The organism is Bisbaumannia salifodinae, assembly GCF_055388505.1.
Map to the genome: position 1 here is coordinate 2,119,140 of NZ_AP043781.1, position 19,084 is coordinate 2,138,223.

The following is a 19,084-nucleotide window of genomic DNA, read 5'->3' on the forward strand; positions in this document are numbered from 1 at the left end:
TGATGTATGGAGGCGATGCTCTGCGATTTATTCAGTGAAAAACCAAGCGATACCGCCCGAGTTATTGAAGGCGGGGAAGTTCTTAAAGTGGAAGGAAATGGCTTCGTGTATTACAACAAGCAAGCCATTTTTGAAAGCAAGAATGAGTTATTGAAAGAAGAAATGCTTAATATAGGGGGCGAATAATACCCCTTTCACATTGAATAGCCTTGGTCGTTTTTTGGGCTTTTCTTCTTGTTTTTTATTTTAAGCGAATTGTTAATCTCTCTAACTCGCTCAATAATCCGCCCGAGTGGGTTAGATGTGCTTCTAAACTGTTCGACATTTCGTTTAAATCTTTTGATACTGCTATCCTGACGTCGCTCAGCTTGTTCTCGTAGGCTATTGCTAGTTGCTCTGAATGTTTCCTCTCTCTCAATATCTCGCCTTTCAGAAGTTTGTTCTCTTGTTCTAGCTTTGTCATTCTCGCTTCTTGATTCGTCATAAAGTTTGAAATCATTTCTTTGATGTGCTGTTCCATTGCCATTCTCCTTGTTATATTTATCCACCAACTTTTCTTTTTTATATTTCATGTGTTCTTTGTATTTTTCTTTTTGTTTTTTTATTTTTTTAAGTCGTTCTTCTTCATATCGCTTCATAAGCTCGTTTCTGTAATCTTCGCTTGAAAAGTTCTTGTAGTCTGCCCCTTCTTCAAAAATAGCCCCTGTAAGTCTTGCGGGCTTATTTGTTTCGGGGTCTATAACTGAAATAGCTTTCTTAGTGACTCTTGAAACTTTATATTCTGTTGTGTTTAAGAACTCTATAATTTCATCTCTATTGTTATAGAAACCGTCTTCAACATGCTGAACAAGGTGCTCAGTTAAAGCTTGTTTGAAACTTCTTCTTTCATACTCCGGGCTAGCTCCATTAACTGGCTTGTATTCATTGAAAAACTCGGGTATAAAGGCTCTTTTCTTATCTGGAGTATTGGGGTCGCTTAATCTGTATTCATCGTTTATTATGTCTTTAAAAGCATTAACTCGTGTTAAATCAGCTCCGTGAAAGTATGGAGTTAACCCTTTTCCACTTCTGAGTTCTTCTTTTGCATATATGAAGTTTAGCTCAATATTGCTTTTATCTTCGTGAAGAATCCAAACACCGCAATATTGGTCTTTATCAAGACCAGGGAACAAGGTTTCTTCAAACCTTTCCATTATATCTTTCAGCACTTTTTCTACTGCTTGATTGCTTCCGTGCTTTTCAATTAGTTCTGCTCTTGTTTCCTCAAAATACAACCCGCCACTCGTATACTGTCCAGGCTTATTACCAAAACCCACAATCTGCTCGAATTCATCGGGCGAACCAGCCAGCAGAATGGGCTTAAAAGCTCGCTCACGGCCTTTGTGGTCTTTGTTGCCTAACAGGTAGCCTGTTGCCCCTTTCGCGGCTCTAAGTGGATTTTTAGGCACCCCTCGCTTTCCTTTTCTAAACTTAACTATCACTAGACACCTCCTTGTGCTTTTCTTTTAAGCTCCTCCGTTTCTACTCTTATATTGTGAAGCACATCAATCAATTCTAAAATGTTGACAGCATCGCCAGCTTTGGCTGTGCTATTAACTTGCTTGGCAATTTGATTTAAGTTGTTGCCGATTCTTGCTATGCCTCTCACTAAAGCAGGATCTGCTCTTTGTGTTTTGCGACCGCCCTTATGTGATTTTGAAACAGTTAAGGCTGACTCTCTGAAAATGTCAGCCATTGGCTTGCCGTATAAGTAAGCCAGTTCCTTAATTTTTTTATACTCAATATCATTTACACGAACCTTCATTTCAATGGTTCGCTTTAGTTGATTTTTGTTTTCTTCAATAACTTCCATGTTATGTCTCCTTTATTATTTTTGTTTCGGTGTTGATTTGGGGGATTGAAGGGGGCTTGCCCCCTCACCAGCAGTGTAGTCCCGCAGGGGACGAAACGATATGCTGGCTTAAAACCACATTTCAATAACCACAGTATAACATAATTCTAATATTAAGGCTGGATTGAGTTTCGTCAGCTATTGGATGAAGGATCAGACTCTTCTTTTTCTACAAAGAATGGCTTGGAAAGCTTGTATGCTATAATCCAGATCAGCACATAAACAGATATGGCTACAACCCAATTGACATCGGGTAAGATATGGGAGGCAGTAATGTTCCCACCAAACCCACCGCCCACTAAAATGATAATGCCTGCGATTGTTTTAAAGTGCTTTTTTGGATGCTTAAATATGGAAAATATAATTCCAGCCAATATGCCAACTGTAGCAAGCACCATCGCTATTCTTAGCATTGCCGTTAGTAAGTAGTTGGCACCTTGAAAAAACATGCCGAATGTTTCGGATATCCAAGCTAGCATGTTAGTCATCTTCACGATATGGGAGTATATGCTTCATACAATGCTCGCTGTAAAGCATCCCTATTACTTCGCCCTCATTGACGTCTGGCTCAATATTTAGAACTTCACTCTCAAAGAAACCCCTCATGTAAGTGTAAGCCATCAGTAGTGCAGTCTGATTTTCAGTCTCTCTAGCCACTTTCTGCATAAATAAATTATGCATATCCATCATGTCGATGTTGCTTGAAACTACAGCACACCACAAGTATTCACGAGTTGGATTTTCTGCCGATACTAGGCGATCCATTTCTTCAAATGAAGAAACATTGAGCTCTATGGCCTGAGCCTTACTAAAAAGTATGCTGACTGAAAATAGTGCAATAAGTGTTATCAGCCTCATCGTGTCTTCCTTGTCTTTGTGGTTTGTTTTAGCATTTTAGCAGACATGTCCTAGAAATAAAACATAGTATTTTATGATGTGATTAGCTTTGAGTTCTCCACAGGAATAGTTTAAAGTTATTTATATTGCGGGCAGGCCAATTATGGCATTGTATTTCTGTTTAGCACTAGCACCTTCGCTATATATGTCGAATGTCACTGTGCCTGTCTCATGCCCGACAATGGAAGCGATAACTAACGGCTTGACATCATTGTGTTGCAAAGAGGTTATAACTGTTTTGCGGATACTGTGAAATACATAGCGAGCATCATAGCCGAGCTCTTTCTTGATACGACCGAAAGCTTTGCTAATTGAGTCCGAGCGGATGCCATATTTATTCCCACCCGATGTGTGTATTAAATAGCCATCGGAATCGGCATTTTTCACCAACTGCTCAACAAGCAGTTTCAAGCTTGAATGAATCGGAATTTTTCTAATGCTCGCATCTGTCTTGCCTTCCTCCACATATAAGCTCTGAATGCCGTTTTCAGCGACGATATGACTTTTCTTGAGTCTACATACCTCTTCGATGCGACAGCCCGTTAAACCCGCTATTTTGATAGCATAAGCCACCTGATGCTTTCGCTTGGATATAGCGAACTCATACAGTTTTTTAACTTCCTCAATTTTGAAGGCTAGTCGTTTCTCTTCTTTCTTCTTGCCGGCCTTCTTGTCATTTGGCAATTCATGTCCTAAGAACGGGTTGTCTCTCGTGTCATATCGACTTTTGTAGTCTTTGTCGTATTTTGAAGCCCACTTGTGAAAGCTTGAGCCAGCATGTATATGGTTTTTCTTTGTTTTAGTGCTTACATTCAAGCTGTCTAGAAATTGTTGGTAGCTCTCGAACGACAATTCAAGACCATTACTTTCTAGGTAATTTTTAAGCACTTTCAGCTTAGAAGTAAAAGTGTCCACGGTTTTCTGAGCCAGCCCCTTGATTTCGACTTGGTGCTTAGCGAAGGCATCGAGCCGTTGAGCCGTAAAAGGAGACTTTGGTGAGTAGGTCGAAGGCTCAGAAAAAACATCCGTAATCTGATTTGCTTGTGTCTCGCTATACCCCGATTTTTTTGAGAAAAACTTGTTCTTTATTGCCAAAAACTCTTCCGTTGCCTTTAAAAAATCAACAACTAGGTCTGTATTTTTTCCTTCTTGCTGATCGTAAAAACGGCTACCTAGCTCATAGAACCTGAGCCTCCAGTCTTTCGCATCCTTGGGGTCATTTTTGAAAATTATCGAAATATCTGAGTCGAAAATTTTGATGAAGCTAAGAGCATCTTTTTTTGTAAAAATCCTTTCTCCACGAACATGCTTCAGCAGTGTTGATTCAAAAAAACCGTCAAGAGCTTCACCAACTCTTTTTTGAAGATGCAACTCATTCTCAAGCTCTTCCTCGCTAATTCCATTTCGAGCTTTGCTTATGATGGATTTCCAGTCTGCCAGCACTGGTAGCTTTCTGATGTGTGCTTCTGCTTTGTTGCCTGTCTTGAGCGACTTCGTTAGCTTCCTACGGTTCCCGAAAGCATGTCGCACATCGCTGGGTAGTTCTAGCCGAACGTGCCAGGTCGAACCCTTGAGAATCAGGTTGTCTGCCATCTGTGAATCCTGCCAATTTGTCCCAAGATTTTGTCCCAAAATAGCAGGAAGTCGCCGTATATCAAGCATTTCAGCGGGTTAGACGACGAATCAGATAGTCCCTGTCCCTCCGCCACTCCTATTTTAGAATCAGGCGCCTACGGGCGCCTTTTTCGTTTCCCCAACATCCCCCCAAACAGCCCCCGCCTCTTCCAACTATCCGGGCGAGGGCTACCGTAGCCGCCACGCCTATTGATACAGCCGCAGCCCCACCTTGGTGATCTTGTTACCCTCCACCTCGCTGACCACCCAGTGGATGCCGTGCCAGCCCACGTCGTCCCCCACCACCGGGTGCCCCCCCACCCGCAGGGAGACGAATTCGCCCAGGGTCATGCCCTCCTCTCCCGGGGTCAGGGTCAAGCCATAGGCGCCGGCCACCTCCTGCATCAAGGCATCGCCATCCAGGGTGAAGGTGCCGAAGAAGGCCTGCTGCTGCTTGAGCCGGGACTCGCCGTTGAAGAGCCGATTGAGGGCCGGCAGATCCTCGCTACGACCGATCACGCAGAGTACGTCGCCGAGCCGGAGTCGCGTGCTGCCCTTGGGGTGCAACATGGCATGCTCGCGGAACAGCGCCGAGATCACCGCCCCGGAGGGAAACCGCAGCAGGCGGATGGGCACGTCGTCCAGGTCCTGGTTCTCGACCCGGTAAACGAACATCTCGTAGTCATTCTCCGGCAGGATGCCCAGGGGACCACGGCGATTCGGCGTGACCCCCAGAGGCACTTCCACCTTCATCCAGCGGGCCATAAAGGAGAGGCTGCCGCCCTGAATCAGCAGCGACATCAGGACCACCGCGAAGGCCACATTGAAGTAGAGGGAGGCGTTCTCCACCCCGCCGATCACCGGGAAGATCGCCAGCACGATGGGCACGGCGCCGCGCAGCCCGACCCAGGAGATAAAGCCCACCTCCCGCCAGCGGAACTTGAAGAAGGGCTTGATGGCCACCAACACCGCCAGGGGGCGGGCCACGAAGATCAGGGCCAGGGCCACCAGCAATGCCGGCAGCGCATAGTGGAGCATTTCACTGGGGGTCACCAGCAGCCCCAACACCAGGAAGAGGCCGATCTGGCTGAGCCAGGCCAGGCCATCATGCACCGGCAGGATAAAATTGAGGTGGCGCCCCGGCTGATTACCGATCATCAGGCCGGTCAGGTAGATGGCCAGGAAGCCACTGCCTCCCAGGAAGGCGGTCAATCCGAAGACCAGGAAGCCCAGGGCCAGGGCCAGCAGGGAGTAGAGCCCCGGCGCCAGATCGAGCCAACGCAGCAGTCGCGCGCTCAGCCAGCCGATGCCGATACCGATCACCAGTCCCAGGCCGAACTGCTTGATCAGGAACAGCAGGGTATCGATGGGGCCGCCGATCTCCCCCACCAGGATTTCCACCAGCATCAGGGTCAGGAAGATGGCCATGGGATCGTTGGTGCCGGACTCGATCTCGAGGGTGGCGCCGACCCGCTCGTTGAGGTTGACGCCTCGCCCGCTGAGCATGGAGAACACCGCCGCGGCATCGGTGGAGCCGACGATGGCCCCCACCAGCAGGCCCTGCACCAGGGAGAGTTCGAACACCCACATGGCGATCGCTCCCACCACCAGGCTGGTGACGAACACCCCCAGGGTGGCCAGGGAGAGCGCCGGTTTGAAGCCGACACGGAAGGTCTTGAGGCGGGTGCGCAGGCCACCATCGAGGAGAATCATCGCCAGCGCCAGATGGCCGATCAAAAAGGCCAGGCCGTAGTCGTCGAACTGGATGCCCAGCACCCCCTCTTCGCCCGCCAACATGCCCAGGCCGAGGAAGATCAGCAGCAACGGCAGTCCCACCAGGGAGGAGAGTCGGCTGGCCAGGATACTCAGGGACAGCAGGAAGCCACTGAGCAGAAAGAGGGAATTGATACTATCCATGTCGACGCCGCACTCACTGAAATATAAGGATTATGCCATACCGCCCCGGCGCGGGAAGCGGACCTCGGCCTTCGACAGCCCGGCTGACTCAAGGATACACTCTTACCTGCCTCGGCCCCCATGGCCGCCTGTCTGGAGACCCCATGTCGTTGACTCCACCACCGATTCGCCGCCTCGCCGCCCTGGTCATCGCGCTCTGTGTGGCGTGGAACTCGCCCCTGCTGGCCGAGCCGCTCATCAGCGAGGCCGCCATCGAGTCGGCCCGGGAGCTCGCCGCGGATGGCCTCGAGCTGCTGCCCCCGGCGCCCAGCCGAACCGACCGGGCGCCCGAGGCCATCGTGCCGCCGCCGCTGCGCGAGCTGAGCGTCATGTTGGAGTGGTATCTGGGCCTGCAGCACGCCCCCTGGATCCTCGCCAGGGAACGCGGCGACTTCGGGCGCCAGGCCCTGGCGGTCGAGTTGCTGGCGCCTGCCGACCCCGAGGTACCCAGCAAGCTGCTAGTGAGCGAACGCATCGACCTGGCCCTGGGCCGCCAGCCCCAACTCCACCTGGAGAGCGCCGCGGGGCATCCCCTAGTACGGGTCGCCACCCTGATCGACAGCCCGGTCAGCGGGCTGATCATGCGCCAGGGCAACGGCATCGACTCCCCGGCCCGGCTCGGCGAGGGGCGCCTCGCCTATGCGGTGGCGGATAGCCCCCTGGTGGCCCGCACCATGCTGGCTCATCACGGTATCGAACTCGCCGATGAGCGGCTGGAGCATCGCCATTTCGGCCTGGGGCAGGCGCTACTCGCCGGGGACGTGGTGGCCGTGGTGGCGCCCCTCTGGATCACCCTGAGCGCCCAGTTGACCGAAGAGGGACTCAATACGCAGCAGTTCCTCGCCGAGGAGCATGGCCTGCCCGCCTACGACGGCCTGATCCTGATGGCACATCGGGAGCGCCTCGCCGCCCAGCGCGACGATATCCAGCGCCTGGTGACGGCCCTCGAGAATGCCACCCTCTGGGCCCTCAATCATCCGGAGGAGGCCTGGTCCCTGCTGATTGCCAGCGAACCCGGCCTCGACAGTGCCGCCAACCGCCGCGCCTGGCCGAGCCTGCTGGCTCGCCTGGCGCCGAGCCCCGCCGCCCTGGACGAGGGACGCTATGCCCGCTTCGAACGCTTCCTGCTGGACGCGGGACAGCTGGAAACGGCACGGCCGGTGTCACGGCTGGCGATCGATCCCAGCCGCTAGGCGCTGCTAGGCCTCGACCCGGCCCATGAAGTCGTTCACCGCCGCCTGGAAGGCCTCCGGCTGCTCGGCGTGAAGCCAGTGGCCCGCCTCCAGAGTCACCAGTTGCGCCTCGGGGAGCACCTCGCGCAGGGTCGGTAGCATGGCATCCGTCACATAGCTGGAGCGGCTGCCGCGAATCACCAGGGTCGGGCCGACGAAGGAAGCCTCCCCCTCCGGCTCACCACGAATCGCCTCGTAATCGGCCTCGATCTCGTCGAGCCCGACCCGCCAGGCCATGGCCCCTTCACCGCGCACCAGGTTGGTGGCCAGGAAGAGGCGCACCGCCCGCTCCGGCACATGTTCGGCCATGATGCCGTCCACCTCGCGGCGATTCTCCGGTGCCGCCGCCTCCACCGCCCGCAGGGCGGCGAAGATGGCATCATGGCCGTGGCCATAGGCCACCGGGGCGATATCGGCCACCACCAGGGAGGCGACCCGCTCGGGATGACGCCGCGCCAGGGTGATGGCCACCTTGCCGCCCATGGAGTGCCCCAGCAGATGACAGCGCTCAATGCCCAGCCGGTCCAGGGTCGCCAGCACATCGCCGGCCATCTCGCCATAGCCCATTCCCGCGGCGTGGGGCGAGCGACCATGGTTGCGCAGGTCCACCGCCACCACTCGACGTCCCTGCTGCCAGCCCCGCAGATGGGAGCGCCAGTTATCGGCGCTGCCCAGCAGGCCATGGATCACCACCAGGGGAAGCCCTTCCCCTTGGCCCCCATCCAGGGTATGCAGCTCGATCGCCATCCTCGTCTCCTTGTCATTGATCGGGTTCGCCCGGCGACGCCGGGCCACGGAAGGGCCGGATTCAGCCCCTTAGCGGCACCGGCTCGGGGCGCTCATGGCGCCCCGTCCAGGTCACCAGGCGCCGGCTCAACCAGGCCAGCAGCACCCCGTAGAGGGGCAGGAAGAACAGCAGGCTGATGCCCAGCTTGATCACATAGTCCACCGCGGCGATCTCCGGCCAGTGGGCCGCCATAAAGGCGTCCGGGCTGGCATGGAAGGCGGTGGCGAAGAACACCAGGGTATCGGCCAGGTTGCCGAACACCGTGGAGATCGCCGGGGCCAGCCACCAGGCGCGGAAACGGCGCAGGCGATCGAAGACCTGGATATCCAGCCACTGGCCCAGTACATAGGCCAGGAAGCTGGCCAGGGCGATACGCGCCACGAAGGTGTTCCACTCGCCCAGGGCCTCGAGGCCGGCGAAGCTACCGCGAGGGAAGATCACCGAGACGGCATAGGAGATCACCAGGGCCGGCAGCATCACCCGCAGGATGATCGCCCGGGCCTGACGCTTGCCGAACAGCCGCACCGTGAGATCGGTGGCCAGGAAGATAAAGGGGAAGCTGAAGGCGCCCCAGGTGGTATGCCAGCCGAACAGGGTGAAGGGCAACTGCACCAGGTAGTTGCTGGCGGCGATCACGGCGATATGGAAGGCGACCAGCAGGATCAGGCAGCGCCGCGCCTGGGTGGGAGTCAAGTCGAACATCGGAGCCTTTTTGTCGGTGAGGAGGGGTGAGGGAACCCTCGGCATCATAACGGCGACCGCCCGGGACTCGGCCTATGGCCCGGGCGGTCGTGCGGAGCGGTAGTATACGCCTTGCCGCACTCGGCGTCAGCGGCACCGCCGGATCGGCCTTGCCGGCGAGGAGGAGGACCGCCGGTGGCGGCCCAGATCACCGGGGCTTTCTTCACAACGGGGAAGCAGCAGAAAGACTCAAGGGATTTTTGAGGTTTTTATAGAAGAAGTTCCATAAATGGGACATGAGGCAGGACTTTTCACCAGACACAACGAGCCGTCACTTTTTCGTGTCAGGGCCTTGGGGCATAATGCGCGGCCACCTTCACCCCAGCCGAGGCCCCCATGTCCGCCGCCGATTCCGCCCTCTCACTCCTGCCCCCTCTGGTTGCCATCGGCCTGGCCATCCTGACCCGGCGGGTGCTGCTCTCCCTGGGCCTGGGCATCCTGGTGGGCGCCCTGCTGCTTAACGCCGCTAATCCCCTGGCCGCCCTGGGGGATCTCGCTGCCCGCCTGCTGGCGCTGTTCTGGACCCTGCCGGCGGCGAATGAAGCCGGCCTCGGCTCCCCGGAGGCCTGGAACCTGTCGATCCTCGGCTTCCTGCTACTGCTGGGGGCCATGGTGGCCCTGGTCACCCTGAGCGGCGGCACCCGGGCCTTCGGCGAGTGGGCCCGCCGGCGCATCGCCACTCGCCGCGACGCCCAGTTGATGACGGTGGTGCTGGGGGCGGTGATCTTTATCGACGACTACTTCAACAGCCTGGCGGTGGGCAACGTCAGCCGCCCGGTCACCGACCGCCAGGGGGTCTCCCGGGCCAAGCTGGCCTACCTGATCGACTCCACGGCGGCGCCGGTCTGCGTGCTGATGCCGCTCTCCAGCTGGGGCGCCTACCTGATCAGCCTGATCGGCGGCATCCTCGCCGCCCATGCCATCACCGGCACCAGCGCCCTCGGCGCCTTCGTGCAGGTCTCGATGCTCAACTTCTACGCCATCAGCGCCCTGCTGCTGGTGCTGGCCACCGCCACCCTCGACCTCAACCTGGGCCCCATGGCCCGCCACGAGGCCGCCGCCCGCCAGGGCCGGGTCTACGACAGCCGCCGCGGCACGCCCCCGGGCAACCCGGCGGTGACCGAGCATGAGGGCGGCCGCCCCCGGGACCTGCTGGTGCCGATCGGCGTGCTGGTGGCCGCCACCCTGGCCGCCCTGCTGATCACCGGCGCCCGGGGACTGGCCACCGAGGGCCTGGCCTTCTCCCTGCTGGGGGCCTTCGAGCACACCGAGGTGGCCCTGTCGCTGCTGGCCGGCGGCCTGCTGGGCCTGGCCACCACCCTGGCCCTGCTCTGGCCGCGCCCGGCGGTACGCGCCAACCTGCCGCGCACCCTGTGGCTGGGGCTCGGCACCATGTGGCCGGCTATCCAGATCCTGGTGCTCGCCTGGCTGCTCACCGGCATCATCGGCGAGCTGGGCACCGGCGCCTACCTGGCCGGCCTGGTGGAAGGGGTCCTGGCGCCCCACTGGTTGCCGATCCTGCTGTTCCTGCTGGGCGGCATCATGGCCTTCGCCACCGGCACCAGTTGGGGTACCTTCGGCATCCTGCTGCCAATCGCCGGCGACCTGGCGGCGGCCACCGAACTGGCCATGCTGCTGCCGATGCTCGGGGCGGTACTGGCCGGCGCGGTGTTCGGCGACCACTGCTCACCGATCTCCGACACCACCATCCTCTCCTCCACCGGGGCCGCCTGCCACCATATCGATCATGTGATCACCCAGTTGCCCTATGCGGGCCTGGGCGCCCTGGTCAGCCTGGCGGGCTACCTGGTGGTGGGGCTCACCGGCAGCGCCCTCTGGGGACTGGTCGCCTGCCTGGCGCTACTGGGACTCAGTATCGCCCTGCTGGCCCTGCGAAAGTCTCGCCTAACGTCCCAGGCCTGATTCCTCCACCGACGCAACGGACCCCGACGTTATCACGCCGGGGCCCTTCGACTCTGCGTCAGGTAACCAAGGTCAGTCGGCGGGTCTTGCCTGGCTCGATTGCCCCAGGTCCCGCGCCTTCATCTGCTCATGCACCTCCTGCAGGCTGGCCGGGTCATCGATGGTCGAGGGAATGCCGTACTCCTCGCCATCGGCGATGGTCCTCAGCAACTTGCGCAGGATCTTTCCGGAGCGGGTCTTGGGCAGCCGCGGCACCACCAGCACCTCCTTGAGGCAGGCGATGGCGCCGATGGTCCGGCGCACCCGCGCCACCAGTTCCGCTTCCAGTGCCGCCTCGTCGCCGTCGAAGCCGTCCTTGGTGATCACCAGCCCCACCGGCAGCTGCCCCTTGAGGGCGTCCTGGATACCGATCACCGCGCACTCGGCCACCGCCGGGTGGCCGCCCAGCACCTCCTCCATCTCGCCGGTGGAGAGGCGGTGCCCGGCCACATTGATGACGTCATCGGTGCGCCCCATGATGAACAGGTAGCCCTCCTCGTCGAAGTAGCCACCGTCGCCGGTGAGGTAAGAGCCCGGGAAGGCCGCCATATAGGCGCCGTGGAAGCGCCGCGGATCACGCCAGATACCGGTCAGGCAGCCCGGCGGCAGCGGCTGGCGAATCACCACGCTGCCCTGGGTATTGGCCGGCGCCACCTCGCCGTCGCGATCGAGGACCTGGACGTTGAAGCCCGGCACCGGGAAGGTGGCAGAGCCCGCCTTGGTGGGCACCGCCTCGAGGCCCAGGGGGTTGGCGGCGATCGGCCAGCCGGTCTCGGTCTGCCACCAGTGATCGATCACCGGCACCGGCACCAGGTCGTCGAGCCAGTGGAAGGTGGGCGGATCAAGGCGCTCCCCGGCCAGGAAGAGGGCACGCAGCCCGGAAATATCGTATTGCGCCAACAGGCGCCCCTCCGGGTCCTCCTTCTTGATGGCGCGGAAGGCGGTGGGGGCGGTGAAGAAGACCCTGACGTCGTACTCCTCGATCAGCCGCCAGAAGGCGCCCGCATCCGGGGTGCGTACCGGCTTGCCCTCGTAGACCAGGGTGGTGCAGCCGCGCAGCAGCGGACCATAGACGATATAGGAGTGGCCGACGACCCAGCCCACGTCGGAGGCGGAAAAGAACACCTCGCCGGGTTGCATGCCGTAGATCGCCTCCATGGAGTAGTGCAGCGCCACCGCATGGCCGCCATGGTCGCGCACCACCCCCTTGGGCTTGCCGGTGGTCCCCGAGGTGTAAAGGATATAGAGCGGATCGGTGGCCTTGACCGGCACGCATGCCGCCGGCTCCGCGCCGGCCATCAGCGCCTGCCAGTCATGATCCCGCGGCGTCAGCTCGGCCCTGCCCTGCTCGCGCTGCAGTACCACGCAGGCGTCCGGCCGATGCTGGCTCAGCTCGAGGGCCTCATCGAGGATAGGCTTGTAGGCGATGACGCGATCCACCTCGATGCCGCAGGAGGCCGCCACCACCACCTTGGGCTCGGCATCGTCGATGCGCACCGCCAGCTCATGGGGGGCGAAGCCGCCGAACACCACCGAGTGCACCGCCCCCAGGCGAGCGCAGGCGTACATGGCCACCAGGGCCTCCGGCACCATGGGCATATAGATCACCACCCGATCGCCCTTGGTGACGCCGAGCCCGGCCAGGGCACCGGCGAAGCGCGCCACCGCGTCGCGCATCTCGCGATAGCTCAGGCGGCGTTTCTGGCCGGTGACCGGCGAATCCCAGAGGACCGCCGCCTGATCGCCACGCCCCTCGGCTACCTGGTGGTCCAGGGCGGCATGGCAGGTGTTCATCTCGCCATCGCCGAACCAGCGGGCATGGCCTTGATGGTCATAGTCGAGGATCCTCGACGGCGGCGTAAACCAGGGAATCCGCTTGGCCTGCTCGGCCCAGAAGGACTCGGGTCGCTCGATGGCATGGCGATAACTGGAGGCGTAGTGGCTCATGGCAAATCTCATCACGGGGCGGGAGTGAGACGAGGCAAGGGGGCTCGCCATCAATTGTTGACACTCTAGCCGAATCGATACGATTTTCTCTGAGACCATCGGCTAATTTCGCCACTATTGTCTACAACTGCGCCGAGCCTATGCCACGGCGTCACACTCATTGACTCAGCGTTAACTTATTGGTGGCAAAGTGCTGGCGAGTGTCTCGCTGATCCACTAAATCAGTATTGAGGGATAACTAAATGAGAATCTGACAAGAGACGCAGGGAGCAGGCCGCGCCCGCCGGCTCGATACGCCCGAGTGCACAGGGTGAATATGCCGCAGGCTCAACATCGCCGGGCGCCCGAGGCGCCCAGGAGTCCCCCGGAGACCGCCATGAGCACATCCCAACCCGCCGCCCGGCTGCTTGCCGCCGGCGATCCCATCCTGGAGAACGCCACGGCGCTGCTCAAGGCCATGGCCAACGAGAACCGCCTGCGTATCCTCTGCCTGCTGGATGGGGTGGAACTCTCGGTATCGGAGCTCAATGCCAAGCTGAGCCTGAGCCAGTCGGCCCTCTCCCAGCACCTGGCGATCCTGCGTCGGGAAGGCATGGTCACCACCCGACGCGCCTCCCAGACCATCTACTACTCGCTGCACGGCGAGCAGGCCAGGCGCATCGTCGCCACCCTGGCCGAGCTCTATCTGGAGTAAGCAGGCCAGCGCGTCAGCGCTTTAACCAGCGGCTGGCATCCAGGGCCTCCAGGGTGCGCTCGACGCCCCGCTCCACGCCCCGGGAGACCGCCATCCCCAGGCGTTCCCCCAGGCGCTTGTGCTCCTCCAGGCGCACGCTGAACACCCGCGCCGTCTCCTGGCGATGCAGCAAGTAGGCCTCGCTGGTGCCCAACTCGTCGATCAATCCTTTCTCCAGGGCATCTCGGCCATACCAGATCTCGCCGGTGGCCACCGCCTCGATATCCAGCGCCGGACGCCGCTCGGCGACGAAGCCCTTGAACAGCTCATGGGTATGCTCCAGGTCCTCGACGAACTTCTCGCGGCCCTCCTCGCTGTTCTCGCCGAGCACCGTCAGGGTGCGCTTGTAGCGCCCGGCGGTGAGCACCTCCACGTCCACGTCGTGGCGCTTGAGCAGGCGATGCACATTGGGCACCTGGGCCACCACGCCGATGGAGCCCAGCACCGCGAAAGGCGCCGCCTGGATATGCTGGGCACAGCAGGCCATCAGGTAGCCGCCGCTGGCCGCCACCTTGTCGACGCAGACCCGGGTGGCGAGCCCCGCCTCCCGCAGGCGGTCGAGCTGGGCCGCCGCCAGGCCATAGGCATGCACCAGGCCGCCGGCGGACTCCAGGCGGATCACCACCTCATCCTCGGGCTCGGCCACCGCCAGCAAGGCCGAGATCTCCTCGGCGAAACGCGAGGTGCGGGAGGCCTTGAGGTCACCCTGGAAATCGAGCACCCAGCAGCGCGGCATGGGCGTCTCGCTCGCCTTGCGCTGACGCTTGTCATCCCGGCGGAAGCGCTTGAGCAGTCCCTTGCGTTCCCCCGGGACGCTGGACGCCAACTGCAAGAGGCGCCGGCGCCGGCGGCTGCGATCATTCAGTTCCTCGATACGCAGCCGGGTACGCTCCGCCCCACTCTCCCGTAGCCTCGTCAGCAGCGCGACCGCTACCACCACCACCAGCCCCAGGAGGGCCACCTGTACCGCGAAGGTACCCAGCTCGCTCAGCCACTCGATCACGCGACACTCCTTCCTTGATCCCTGCCCCGAGTCGAACCGGCACACCACCGATATCGTCGCTCGGAGGCCGGTGCCGACTCTGCTTGCTTCAAACGGATGTTTTAAATATGCTCAAAAGCCTCGACCCCACGACCCCTGACAGGACCCCCATGAGCAATCCCATCATCGACAAACTGCAGTCCCGCTTCGATGCCAGCGCCGCCCAGGGCATGGACGACGTCTTCCAGTTTAACTTCAGCGACACCGACAGCTACTACCTGGCGGTCAAGGATGGTGCCCTCGACATCCAGCAGGGTGAGCATGACGACCCCTCCGTCACCCTGAGTCTCTCCACCGACACCCTCAAGGGGGTAATGAGCGGCGAGATCAACGGCATGACCGCCTTTATGACCGGTAAGCTCAAGGCCACCGGCAATGTGATGCTGGCCACCCGCCTGACCAGCCTCTTCCCCAAGGGCTAAGCCCCGAGACACGCCGCCCCCGGGCGGCGTGTCTTGGCGCCCCCACGTCTTCTGTGTGCGCCGCGATCGCCCTCCTCCCGCGCCGGACGCGGCCCCGGGTTAGCTGACCTAGCGTCCTCCCACCGCCTTGAGATGCGTCTCGATCAGTGCCCGTGAGATCGAATAGAGCGGGGGTAACTGGGGGAGATGACGCGGCGTAAACCAGGCCGCATCGACGATCTCCTCGCCGTCGATGCGAATCCGCCGGCTGGCCGCCTCGGCGAAGAAGCCCAGCATCAGCGCATGGGGGAAGGGCCAGGCCTGGCTCTTGAAGTAGCCGACCCGTCCCACCGTCAGCCCCACCTCCTCGAAGATCTCCCGGCGCACCGCCTCCTCCGCCGACTCCCCCGGCTCGATAAACCCCGCCAGGGTCGAATAGCGCCCCGGCGGGAAACGCGGGCTGCGCGCCAGGAGCAGCTCGTCGCCATGGGTCACCAGGGTGATGATGCACGGCGAGATACGCGGATAGTTGCGATGCCCGCAGCTCGGGCAGGCCATGGCGAACTCATGCTCCAGGGCGTACGCCGCGCTGCCACAACGTCCGCAGAAGCGATGATTACGGAACCAGTGCCCAACCTGCAGGGCGGTGGAAAGCAAACCGAAATGGGACTCGGGCAGCCGCGCCAACCAACCGCGACCGTCGGGCCAGGCGTCGTCGGCCTCGGCCTCCAGTACCAGGGCCACCGGCTCATCGTCCCAGAAGCCCAACGGAATGGCATCCTGCGGCCAGGGGCCCGGCGGCTGCAGGATCCCCTCGCCTGTCCCCGGGGCGATCCGCCCCCGGGACAGGCGCACCAGGAAGCCCGCGTCGGCGCCCTCGGGCCGGTCACGACGAAACATCGCCGCCCTCCAGCCGATCCCAGACACACTCGCCGGCGGCCTGGCGGATCGCCTCCAGCTTGGCCCGGTGGGCGGCCAGCTCCGCCTCGCTGGGGGCCACCACCGTCAGCCGCGGCCGCTGCGGCGACAGGCGGCGGATGCCTCCGGTGGTACCACTCTCGGTGTCACCGCCCTCCTCCTCGCCGCTGGCGTCCAGGGTCAGGGCGGTCTGGCCACCGGTCATGGCCAGGTAGACCTCGGCGAGGATCTCCGCATCCAGCAGGGCGCCGTGGAGCACCCGTCGACCGTTGTCGATCTCGTAGCGCTTGCACAGGGCATCCAGGTTGTTGCGCTGCCCCGGGTGCTTCTCCCGGGCCATCAACAGGGTATCGAGGATGCCGCAATGTTCGGCCACCGGCCCCAGGCGCGGCTCGCCCCGCTGCTGATTGAGGCGGCCGAATTCGTGGTCGATAAAGCCCACGTCGAAGGCGGCATTATGGATCACCAGCTCGGCGCCGCGGATAAAGTCCCAGAACGCATCCGCCACCTCGGCGAAACGCGGCTCGTTGGCGACCCGCTCGTTGGTGATGCCGTGAACCCCGATGGCCTCCGCCTCGATCTCCCGCTCGGGGTTGATGTACTGGTGGTAAGTGCGTCCGGTGAAACGGCGGTTGATCATCTCCACGCAGCCGATCTCGATCAGCCGGTGGCCCTCCTTGGGGTCGATGCCGGTGGTCTCGGTATCCAGCACGATCTGGCGCATGCTTAGTCTCCCTGGTGGACGGCCTGAGCCGCATCGATGGCTTGGTTGGCCAGGCTGTCGGCCCGTTCGTTGCCGGGATGGCCGCTATGGCCCTTGACCCAGTGCCAGGCCACCTCATGGCGCTCACTCTCGGCCAGCAGCTCGCGCCACAGCTCGGCATTCTTCACCGGCTGCTTGGCGGCGGTCTTCCAGCCGCGTTTCCGCCAGCCATGAATCCACTCGGTGATGCCCTTGCGCAGGTACTGGGAATCGGTCCACAGCTCGACCCGACAGGGGCGCTTGAGTTCGCGCAGGGCCATGATGGCGGCCATCAGCTCCATGCGGTTATTGGTGGTGTCGGCCTCGAAGCCGTTGAGGGTCTTCTCGTGGGACCCGCTCTCGAGCACGGCACCCCAGCCGCCGGGGCCCGGGTTGCCGCGGCAGGCGCCGTCGGTATAGATGGTGACGGCGGGGTGCGCCTGGGGGGAATCAGTCAACCTCGATCTTCCTGTCGCTGCGGGATTGGCGGGTCAGCCGGGTAGCCGAGCCCAGGGAGTGGCCACCGAGGGCGGCATCCAGGCTGAAGCGCGGACGCTGGACCTGGGCCGGCATGGCACGCCGCCGGGCGCGAATCATGAAACTGTCGCCCAGCGGCAGGTTATGACGGCGCCCCAGGGCCTCGAGACTCGCATTGCGTGGCGCGGCCCCCGGCAGATGAAAGCCGCAATAGTCTATCCGTTCGGTCTCGAAGTCGACAAATGTCAGCCAATCCTTGAGGCGCCCCGGCCCCCGCCAGGAACCGCTCCAGGGCCACCGCCGGCGGTGCCGCGACCACAGCCGAGCCACCCCCGCCGGCCCCAGGGGCAGCCAGCCGATCAGCACCAGGCGCCCCCCATCCGCGGTGACCCGGGCCGCCTCCTGAAGCAGGTGATGCGGGTCCACCACCACTTCCAGCAGATGATGAATCACCACCAGTTGCAGGCAACCATCCGGCAGCGGTAGTCGATCCGGCTGGCACACCAGGGTCGCGGGGCCCTCGGCCAACTCCCGGGTCGGCGCCCAGCGCAGGGCATGCCGAACCGGGCACATATCGGTGAGCGAGGGGGCCAGGCTCAGTTCCAGGCTATGGACACCATGCAGCGCCTCACAGGCCGGCCCGAGGCAGGCGCGCTCGGCTCGCCACAGGGCCTCCCCGGGCTTCGATGCCCAGAAACGGCGCCCTTCGCGCACCCGTTCCGGCAATGAAATCGTCTTATGCGAATTTGACACGGCGCGGCGAAGCCTCCAAAGTGTGCGATTTTGCGGGCCAGATCCCTGACGTTGAACGCCATTGGCCATGGGCCATCGACGGGTGAACGGACTGGCCTTTCGACCCTGTCGTCGATACAGACCGTGAACCCCGATCGGCGCGACCAGGCTTGCCTGGGCACGCCCCTAGCCTCTGCGAGGAAGGCGATGCCATGTTGAGCGTGACACCGATTCCTGCCTTTAACGACAACTATATCTGGCTTTTGCGGGAAGATTCGACTTCCCGCGCCGCCGTGGTCGATCCCGGCGATGCCACTCCGGTGATCGACGCCCTGGAGCGTGACGGCCTGAGCCTCGATGCCGTCCTGATCACCCACCACCATGCCGACCATACCGGCGGCCTGGCGGAGCTGATCGCGCGCTATTCGCCGCGGGTCTACGGGCCCGACAACCCGCGGATCCCGGGCATCGACGAGCGCCTCGGCGAGGGCGACGAGTGCCGCGTGCTGGGGCGCCGCTTCGAGGTGATGGCGGTCCCCGGCCACACCCTGGATCATATCGCCTTCTTCGCCCCCGGCGTACCGCCCCTGCTGTTCTGCGGCGATACCCTCTTCTCGGGGGGCTGCGGTCGGCTCTTCGAGGGCAGCGCCGCCCAGATGTTCGACTCCCTGTCACGGCTGGCGGCCCTGCCCGGCGAGACCCTGGTCTTCGCCGCCCATGAGTACACCCTGGCCAACCTGCGTTTTGCCAAGGCCGCCGACCCCGACAACGCCGCCCTCGATGCCTACCTGGCCCGGTGCGAGCAGGCCCGCGCCCTGGAGCGCCCCACCCTGCCCAGCACCCTGGAACAGGAGAAACGCATCAACCCGTTTCTGCGTAGCGGTGACGCCGGCGTACAACGCCAGGCCGCCAGCCAGGGCGAAGCGAACGATGCACTGACGACCTTTACCACCCTGCGATCCTGGAAGGATCGCTTCTGACGATGCCCATGGACGCCATCTCATCGCGCCCA

Annotated in this window: 20 protein-coding genes; 6 read left to right on the forward strand and 14 right to left on the reverse strand. The window is 61.2% G+C overall.

Annotated features, from left to right (window positions below):
• Nucleotides 1-6: 6 nt before the first annotated feature.
• The gene (locus ACZ5EF_RS09620) at nucleotides 7-186 is read left to right on the forward strand and encodes a hypothetical protein (RefSeq protein ID WP_346062375.1); all 180 of its coding nucleotides are present in this window, start codon (nucleotides 7-9) and stop codon (nucleotides 184-186) included.
• Between the two features lie 8 nt (nucleotides 187-194).
• Here ACZ5EF_RS09620 and ACZ5EF_RS09625 read toward each other — a convergent pair whose 3' ends face one another.
• From ACZ5EF_RS09625 to ACZ5EF_RS09650, 6 genes are all read right to left on the reverse strand, one after another.
• Nucleotides 195-1,481 (reverse strand): hypothetical protein, encoded by a 1,287-nt coding sequence (locus tag ACZ5EF_RS09625; protein ID WP_346062374.1) that lies wholly within the window; start codon nucleotides 1,479-1,481, stop codon nucleotides 195-197.
• Entirely contained in the window at nucleotides 1,481-1,852 is a 372-nt protein-coding gene (locus ACZ5EF_RS09630) for a plasmid mobilization protein (protein WP_346062373.1), read from the reverse strand. Before ACZ5EF_RS09630 ends, ACZ5EF_RS09625 begins: the two co-directional genes overlap by 1 nt.
• A gap of 173 nt (nucleotides 1,853-2,025) precedes the next feature.
• Nucleotides 2,026-2,370, reverse strand: a complete 345-nt coding sequence (locus ACZ5EF_RS09635) for a hypothetical protein (RefSeq protein ID WP_346062372.1) — start codon at nucleotides 2,368-2,370, stop codon at nucleotides 2,026-2,028.
• Nucleotide 2,371: 1 nt separating this feature from the next.
• The gene (locus ACZ5EF_RS09640; RefSeq protein WP_346062371.1) at nucleotides 2,372-2,749 is read right to left on the reverse strand and encodes a hypothetical protein; all 378 of its coding nucleotides are present in this window, start codon (nucleotides 2,747-2,749) and stop codon (nucleotides 2,372-2,374) included.
• A gap of 120 nt (nucleotides 2,750-2,869) precedes the next feature.
• Entirely contained in the window at nucleotides 2,870-4,381 is a 1,512-nt protein-coding gene (locus ACZ5EF_RS09645) for a tyrosine-type recombinase/integrase (protein ID WP_346062370.1), read from the reverse strand.
• A 228-nt stretch (nucleotides 4,382-4,609) separates the two neighbouring features.
• A complete protein-coding gene (locus tag ACZ5EF_RS09650; protein ID WP_346062369.1) occupies nucleotides 4,610-6,319 on the reverse strand; it encodes a potassium/proton antiporter in 1,710 nt (569 codons plus the stop codon).
• Between the two features lie 143 nt (nucleotides 6,320-6,462).
• Here ACZ5EF_RS09650 and ACZ5EF_RS09655 point away from each other — a divergent pair, with 143 nt between their 5' ends.
• The gene (locus ACZ5EF_RS09655; RefSeq protein ID WP_346062368.1) at nucleotides 6,463-7,551 is read left to right on the forward strand and encodes an ABC transporter substrate-binding protein; all 1,089 of its coding nucleotides are present in this window, start codon (nucleotides 6,463-6,465) and stop codon (nucleotides 7,549-7,551) included.
• A 6-nt stretch (nucleotides 7,552-7,557) separates the two neighbouring features.
• Here the strand turns inward: ACZ5EF_RS09655 and ACZ5EF_RS09660 are convergent, their stop codons facing one another.
• Nucleotides 7,558-8,337, reverse strand: coding sequence for an alpha/beta fold hydrolase (locus tag ACZ5EF_RS09660; RefSeq protein ID WP_346062367.1), 780 nt, complete (start codon nucleotides 8,335-8,337; stop codon nucleotides 7,558-7,560).
• 61 nt (nucleotides 8,338-8,398) lie between these two features.
• Complete coding sequence (locus ACZ5EF_RS09665; RefSeq protein WP_346062366.1) at nucleotides 8,399-9,079, reverse strand: 7-cyano-7-deazaguanine/7-aminomethyl-7-deazaguanine transporter; 681 nt, start codon at nucleotides 9,077-9,079, stop codon at nucleotides 8,399-8,401.
• A 375-nt stretch (nucleotides 9,080-9,454) separates the two neighbouring features.
• Between ACZ5EF_RS09665 and ACZ5EF_RS09670 the strand changes: the two genes are divergently transcribed.
• Nucleotides 9,455-11,041 carry a Na+/H+ antiporter NhaC family protein gene (locus tag ACZ5EF_RS09670; RefSeq protein ID WP_346062365.1) on the forward strand — a complete coding sequence of 529 codons (1,587 nt, stop codon included), beginning with the start codon at nucleotides 9,455-9,457 and terminating at the stop codon, nucleotides 11,039-11,041.
• A gap of 72 nt (nucleotides 11,042-11,113) precedes the next feature.
• Here the strand turns inward: ACZ5EF_RS09670 and ACZ5EF_RS09675 are convergent, their stop codons facing one another.
• Entirely contained in the window at nucleotides 11,114-13,027 is a 1,914-nt protein-coding gene (locus ACZ5EF_RS09675; RefSeq protein ID WP_346062364.1) for a propionyl-CoA synthetase, read from the reverse strand.
• A 376-nt stretch (nucleotides 13,028-13,403) separates the two neighbouring features.
• On the opposite strand from ACZ5EF_RS09675, the gene ACZ5EF_RS09680 reads away from it, so the two are divergent.
• Nucleotides 13,404-13,721 (forward strand): ArsR/SmtB family transcription factor, encoded by a 318-nt coding sequence (locus ACZ5EF_RS09680; RefSeq protein ID WP_346062363.1) that lies wholly within the window; start codon nucleotides 13,404-13,406, stop codon nucleotides 13,719-13,721.
• A 13-nt stretch (nucleotides 13,722-13,734) separates the two neighbouring features.
• Here the strand turns inward: ACZ5EF_RS09680 and sohB are convergent, their stop codons facing one another.
• Nucleotides 13,735-14,763, reverse strand: a complete 1,029-nt coding sequence (gene sohB / locus ACZ5EF_RS09685) for a protease SohB (protein WP_346062362.1) — start codon at nucleotides 14,761-14,763, stop codon at nucleotides 13,735-13,737.
• Nucleotides 14,764-14,912: 149 nt separating this feature from the next.
• On the opposite strand from sohB, the gene ACZ5EF_RS09690 reads away from it, so the two are divergent.
• Nucleotides 14,913-15,224, forward strand: coding sequence for an SCP2 sterol-binding domain-containing protein (locus tag ACZ5EF_RS09690; protein WP_346062361.1), 312 nt, complete (start codon nucleotides 14,913-14,915; stop codon nucleotides 15,222-15,224).
• 108 nt (nucleotides 15,225-15,332) lie between these two features.
• On the opposite strand, the gene nudC is transcribed toward ACZ5EF_RS09690, so the two are convergent.
• The 4 genes from nudC to ACZ5EF_RS09710 are packed head-to-tail and all read right to left on the reverse strand — an operon-like array spanning nucleotide 15,333 to nucleotide 18,093.
• A complete protein-coding gene (nudC, locus tag ACZ5EF_RS09695; RefSeq protein ID WP_346062360.1) occupies nucleotides 15,333-16,103 on the reverse strand; it encodes an NAD(+) diphosphatase in 771 nt (256 codons plus the stop codon).
• A complete protein-coding gene (dnaQ, locus tag ACZ5EF_RS09700; protein WP_346062359.1) occupies nucleotides 16,090-16,845 on the reverse strand; it encodes a DNA polymerase III subunit epsilon in 756 nt (251 codons plus the stop codon). The genes nudC and dnaQ overlap by 14 nt, the downstream gene beginning before the upstream one ends.
• A 2-nt stretch (nucleotides 16,846-16,847) precedes the next feature.
• Nucleotides 16,848-17,321 (reverse strand): ribonuclease HI, encoded by a 474-nt coding sequence (gene rnhA, locus ACZ5EF_RS09705; protein ID WP_346062358.1) that lies wholly within the window; start codon nucleotides 17,319-17,321, stop codon nucleotides 16,848-16,850.
• Complete coding sequence (locus ACZ5EF_RS09710) at nucleotides 17,314-18,093, reverse strand: class I SAM-dependent methyltransferase (RefSeq protein WP_346062357.1); 780 nt, start codon at nucleotides 18,091-18,093, stop codon at nucleotides 17,314-17,316. Before ACZ5EF_RS09710 ends, rnhA begins: the two co-directional genes overlap by 8 nt.
• A gap of 191 nt (nucleotides 18,094-18,284) precedes the next feature.
• On the opposite strand from ACZ5EF_RS09710, the gene gloB reads away from it, so the two are divergent.
• Complete coding sequence (gene gloB / locus ACZ5EF_RS09715) at nucleotides 18,285-19,052, forward strand: hydroxyacylglutathione hydrolase (RefSeq protein ID WP_346062356.1); 768 nt, start codon at nucleotides 18,285-18,287, stop codon at nucleotides 19,050-19,052.
• Nucleotides 19,053-19,084: the final 32 nt, after the last annotated feature.

What these genes read in the sequence shown, in the direction of transcription:
- nudC (WP_346062360.1), bottom strand. Translation starts at nt 16,103, where the DNA reads ATGTTTCGTCGTGACCGGCCCGAGGGCGCCGACGCGGGCTTCCTGGTG.
- ACZ5EF_RS09645 (WP_346062370.1), bottom strand. Translation starts at nt 4,381, where the DNA reads ATGGCAGACAACCTGATTCTCAAGGGTTCGACCTGGCACGTTCGGCTA.
- ACZ5EF_RS09660 (WP_346062367.1), bottom strand. Translation starts at nt 8,337, where the DNA reads ATGGCGATCGAGCTGCATACCCTGGATGGGGGCCAAGGGGAAGGGCTT.
- ACZ5EF_RS09690 (WP_346062361.1), top strand. Translation starts at nt 14,913, where the DNA reads ATGAGCAATCCCATCATCGACAAACTGCAGTCCCGCTTCGATGCCAGC.
- ACZ5EF_RS09665 (WP_346062366.1), bottom strand. Translation starts at nt 9,079, where the DNA reads ATGTTCGACTTGACTCCCACCCAGGCGCGGCGCTGCCTGATCCTGCTG.
- ACZ5EF_RS09620 (WP_346062375.1), top strand. Translation starts at nt 7, where the DNA reads ATGGAGGCGATGCTCTGCGATTTATTCAGTGAAAAACCAAGCGATACC.
- ACZ5EF_RS09680 (WP_346062363.1), top strand. Translation starts at nt 13,404, where the DNA reads ATGAGCACATCCCAACCCGCCGCCCGGCTGCTTGCCGCCGGCGATCCC.
- gloB (WP_346062356.1), top strand. Translation starts at nt 18,285, where the DNA reads ATGTTGAGCGTGACACCGATTCCTGCCTTTAACGACAACTATATCTGG.
- dnaQ (WP_346062359.1), bottom strand. Translation starts at nt 16,845, where the DNA reads ATGCGCCAGATCGTGCTGGATACCGAGACCACCGGCATCGACCCCAAG.
- ACZ5EF_RS09670 (WP_346062365.1), top strand. Translation starts at nt 9,455, where the DNA reads ATGTCCGCCGCCGATTCCGCCCTCTCACTCCTGCCCCCTCTGGTTGCC.
- ACZ5EF_RS09635 (WP_346062372.1), bottom strand. Translation starts at nt 2,370, where the DNA reads ATGCTAGCTTGGATATCCGAAACATTCGGCATGTTTTTTCAAGGTGCC.
- ACZ5EF_RS09655 (WP_346062368.1), top strand. Translation starts at nt 6,463, where the DNA reads ATGTCGTTGACTCCACCACCGATTCGCCGCCTCGCCGCCCTGGTCATC.
- ACZ5EF_RS09675 (WP_346062364.1), bottom strand. Translation starts at nt 13,027, where the DNA reads ATGAGCCACTACGCCTCCAGTTATCGCCATGCCATCGAGCGACCCGAG.
- ACZ5EF_RS09630 (WP_346062373.1), bottom strand. Translation starts at nt 1,852, where the DNA reads ATGGAAGTTATTGAAGAAAACAAAAATCAACTAAAGCGAACCATTGAA.
- ACZ5EF_RS09650 (WP_346062369.1), bottom strand. Translation starts at nt 6,319, where the DNA reads ATGGATAGTATCAATTCCCTCTTTCTGCTCAGTGGCTTCCTGCTGTCC.
- ACZ5EF_RS09640 (WP_346062371.1), bottom strand. Translation starts at nt 2,749, where the DNA reads ATGAGGCTGATAACACTTATTGCACTATTTTCAGTCAGCATACTTTTT.